Annotated in this window: 2 protein-coding genes; both read right to left on the minus strand. The window is 62.5% G+C overall.

What is annotated here, in order from left to right:
* Positions 1-1,690, minus strand: a 1,690-nt coding sequence (gene rpoC / locus EN964_RS27225) for a DNA-directed RNA polymerase subunit beta' (protein WP_127264091.1), incomplete at its 3' end; no start/stop codon positions are given.
* Positions 1,691-1,837: 147 nt separating this feature from the next.
* Positions 1,838-4,120 (minus strand): DNA-directed RNA polymerase subunit beta (gene rpoB, locus EN964_RS27230; protein ID WP_127276967.1); only part of this gene is annotated, 2,283 nt, incomplete at its 5' end.

Below are 4,120 nucleotides of genomic sequence, written 5' to 3' on the forward strand. Positions count from 1 at the left end.
CGACCTTGCCTTCGGCGTCGACCGTACGGAAACGACCCTTGATCTTGGAGTGCAGCGTCACCGCCTTGGTCTCGAGCGCGTGCTGGAGTTCGCCCATGTCGGCAAACACCATGCCCTCGCCCGGCTCGTTCTGGTTGACGATCGAGAGATAATAGAGACCCAGAACCATGTCCTGCGACGGCACGATGATCGGCGCGCCGGAAGCCGGGTGCAGGATGTTGTTGGTCGACATCATCAGCACGCGGGCTTCAAGCTGCGCTTCCAGCGACAGCGGCACGTGAACGGCCATCTGGTCGCCGTCGAAGTCGGCGTTGAAGGCCGTGCAGACCAGCGGGTGCAGCTGGATCGCCTTGCCTTCGATCAGGATCGGCTCGAACGCCTGGATGCCGAGACGGTGCAGCGTCGGCGCACGGTTCAGCAGCACCGGATGCTCGCGGATGACCTCGTCGAGGATATCCCAGACTTCCGGACGCTCCTTTTCGACCAGCTTCTTCGCCTGCTTGACGGTCGAGGAGTAACCCTTGGCGTCGAGACGGGCGTAGATGAAGGGCTTGAACAGTTCGAGCGCCATCTTCTTGGGCAGGCCGCACTGGTGCAGCTTGAGCTCCGGACCGGTCACGATGACCGAGCGGCCGGAATAGTCGACGCGCTTGCCGAGCAGGTTCTGACGGAACCGGCCCTGCTTGCCCTTGAGCATGTCGGACAGCGACTTCAGCGGGCGCTTGTTGGCGCCGGTGATGACGCGGCCGCGACGGCCGTTGTCGAACAGCGCATCGACGGCTTCCTGCAGCATGCGCTTTTCATTGCGCACGATGATGCCGGGAGCGCGCAGCTCGATCAGCCGCTTCAGACGGTTGTTGCGGTTGATGACGCGGCGATAGAGATCGTTCAGATCCGACGTGGCGAAGCGGCCGCCGTCCAGAGGAACCAGCGGACGCAGGTCCGGCGGGATCACCGGAACCACCTTCATGATCATCCATTCCGGACGGTTGCCGGATTCCATGAAGTTCTCGACGACCTTGAGCCGCTTCAGATACTTCTTCTGCTTCAGCTCGGAGGTGGTCGAAGCCAGTTCCGAACGCAGGTCGCCGGCGATCTTCTCCAGGTCCATGCCCGCCAGGAGGTCATGAATGGCCTCGGCGCCGATCATGGCGGTGAAACTATCCTCGCCATACTCGTCGACGGCGATCATGTACTCTTCCTCGCTGAGCAGCTGGTGCTCCTTCAGCGCGGTGAGGCCAGGTTCGGTGACGATGTAGTTCTCGAAGTAGAGGACGCGCTCGATGTCCTTCAGGGTCATGTCGAGCAGCGTGCCGATGCGCGACGGCAGCGACTTCAGGAACCAGATATGGGCGACCGGAGCCGCCAGCTCGATATGGCCCATGCGCTCGCGGCGAACGCGCGACAGCGTGACTTCGACGCCGCACTTCTCGCAGATGACGCCCTTGTACTTCATGCGCTTGTACTTGCCGCACAGGCACTCGTAGTCCTTGATCGGGCCAAAAATGCGCGCGCAGAACAGACCGTCACGCTCCGGCTTGAAGGTGCGGTAGTTGATGGTCTCCGGCTTCTTGATCTCGCCGAAAGACCAGGACAGAATCTTCTCAGGGCTGGCAAGCGATATCCGAATGGAATCGAACACCTGCGCAGGCGCCTGCGGATTGAAGAGATTCATGACCTCTTGGTTCATGCCGTTCTCCTTTTCGGGGTCCTCGAAAACCCCTTGCATCTAGCGCGGGCCAAACGCCCGCCGTCGTGTGTCGGCCACCGGCCGAAGAATTTGGTGCGTTCGGTCGCGATTTCCGCGACCGAACGTCTTGTTTACTCGGCCGCGCCCCTATTCGGCAGCATCGGGCAGCCGGACAGGGTTGTCGTCGAGCTTGGTGTTCTCCAGCTCGACATTGAGGCCGAGAGACCGCATTTCCTTGACGAGAACGTTGAAGCTCTCGGGGATGCCGGCCTCGAAGGTGTCGTCGCCACGCACGATCGCCTCGTAGACCTTGGTACGACCGGCGACGTCGTCGGACTTCACCGTCAGCATTTCCTGCAGCGTGTAGGCGGCGCCGTATGCTTCGAGCGCCCAGACCTCCATCTCGCCGAAGCGCTGGCCACCGAACTGCGCCTTGCCGCCCAGCGGCTGCTGGGTAACGAGCGAGTACGGACCGATCGAACGCGCGTGGATCTTGTCGTCCACGAGGTGGTGAAGCTTGAGCATGTAGATGTAGCCCATCGTCACCTTGCGATCGAACGGCTCGCCCGTGCGTCCGTCATAGAGCTGCGACTGACCGCTGGTATGCAGGCCCGCCTGCTCCAGCATGATGTTGATGTCAGCCTCATGCGCGCCGTCGAACACCGGGGTCGCGATCGAGACGCCGCGGCGCATCTGCTCGCTGAGGCGAACAATGCTCTCGTCGTCATAGTCACGAACCGGCTCGTTGCGGTCGTTGGCCGGGATGAAGCTCTCGAGCGTCTTGCGCAGCGGCTTGATGTCGCCGGCTGCCTTGTACGTGTCGATCAGCTCGCCGATCTTCTTGCCCATGCCCGCGCATGCCCAGCCCAGATGCGTTTCCAGGATCTGGCCGACATTCATGCGGCTCGGCACACCCAGCGGGTTGAGCACGATATCGGCATGCGTGCCGTCCTCGAGGAAAGGCATGTCTTCGACCGGAACGATCCGCGACACGACACCCTTGTTGCCGTGACGGCCGGCCATCTTGTCGCCGGGCTGCATCTTGCGCTTCACGGCCACGAAGACCTTGACCATCTTCATGACGCCCGGAGGCATTTCGTCGCCGCGCTGGACCTTCTCGACCTTGTCCATGAAACGCTGTTCGAGCGCCTTCTTGGAATCGTCGTACTGGCCACGGAGCGCCTCGAGTTCGCTCTGGAGCTTTTCGTTCTCCACGGCAAACTGCCACCACTGCGAACGCGGATACTCGTCGAGCGTATCCTTGGACAGCGTCGAGCCCTTCTTGAAGCCCTTCGGTCCGGCGATCGCTTCCTTGCCGACGAGCACGTCGGAAAGACGCGCGTAGACGTTACGGTCCAGAATGGCCTGTTCGTCGTCGCGGTCCTTGGCGAGGCGTTCGATCTCCTCGCGCTCGATCGCCATGGCGCGCTCGTCCTTCTCCACACCGTGGCGATTGAAGACGCGCACCTCGACGACCGTGCCGAAAGTGCCCGGAGGCATGCGCATCGAGGTGTCGCGCACATCGGATGCCTTTTCGCCGAAGATGGCGCGCAGAAGCTTCTCTTCCGGCGTCATCGGGCTTTCGCCCTTCGGCGTGATCTTGCCGACCAGGATGTCGCCCGGCTGAACTTCGGCACCGATATAGACGATGCCGGCTTCGTCGAGGTTCTTCAGCGCTTCTTCCGAGACGTTTGGAATATCGCGCGTGATTTCCTCCGGTCCGAGCTTGGTATCGCGCGCCATGACCTCGAACTCCTCGATGTGGATCGAGGTGAAGACGTCATCGGCGACGATGCGTTCGGACAGGAGGATCGAGTCCTCGTAGTTGTAGCCGTTCCACGGCATGAACGCGACCAGCACGTTGCGGCCGAGCGCCAGATCGCCGAGCTCGGTCGACGGACCGTCGGCGATGATGTCGCCCTTGTTGACCCGGTCACCCATGCGAACCAGCGGACGCTGGTTGATGCAGGTGTTCTGGTTCGAACGCTGGAACTTCATCAGCCGGTAGATATCGACGCCGGACTTGCCCGGATCGAGATCTTCGGTGGCGCGGATAACGATACGCGTCGCGTCCACCTGGTCGACGATGCCGCCGCGGCGGGCGCCGATGGCGGCGCCCGAGTCACGGGCGACGATCGGCTCCATGCCGGTGCCGACGAACGGCGCCTCGGCGCGCACCAGCGGCACGGCCTGACGCTGCATGTTCGAGCCCATCAGAGCGCGGTTGGCGTCGTCGTTTTCCAGGAACGGGATCAGGGCCGCGGCCACCGACACCATCTGCTTGGGCGACACGTCCATCAGATCGACGTTTTCGCGCGGCGCCATCATCACTTCGCCGGCGCTGCGGCAAATGACGAATTCGTCGACGAAACCACCGTTCTTGTCGAGCTCGGCGTTGGCCTGCGCGACATGGTGCTTGGCCTCTTCCAT

The organism is Mesorhizobium sp. M7A.F.Ca.CA.001.10.2.1 (assembly GCF_003998575.1).
Lineage (GTDB): Bacteria > Pseudomonadota > Alphaproteobacteria > Rhizobiales > Rhizobiaceae > Mesorhizobium.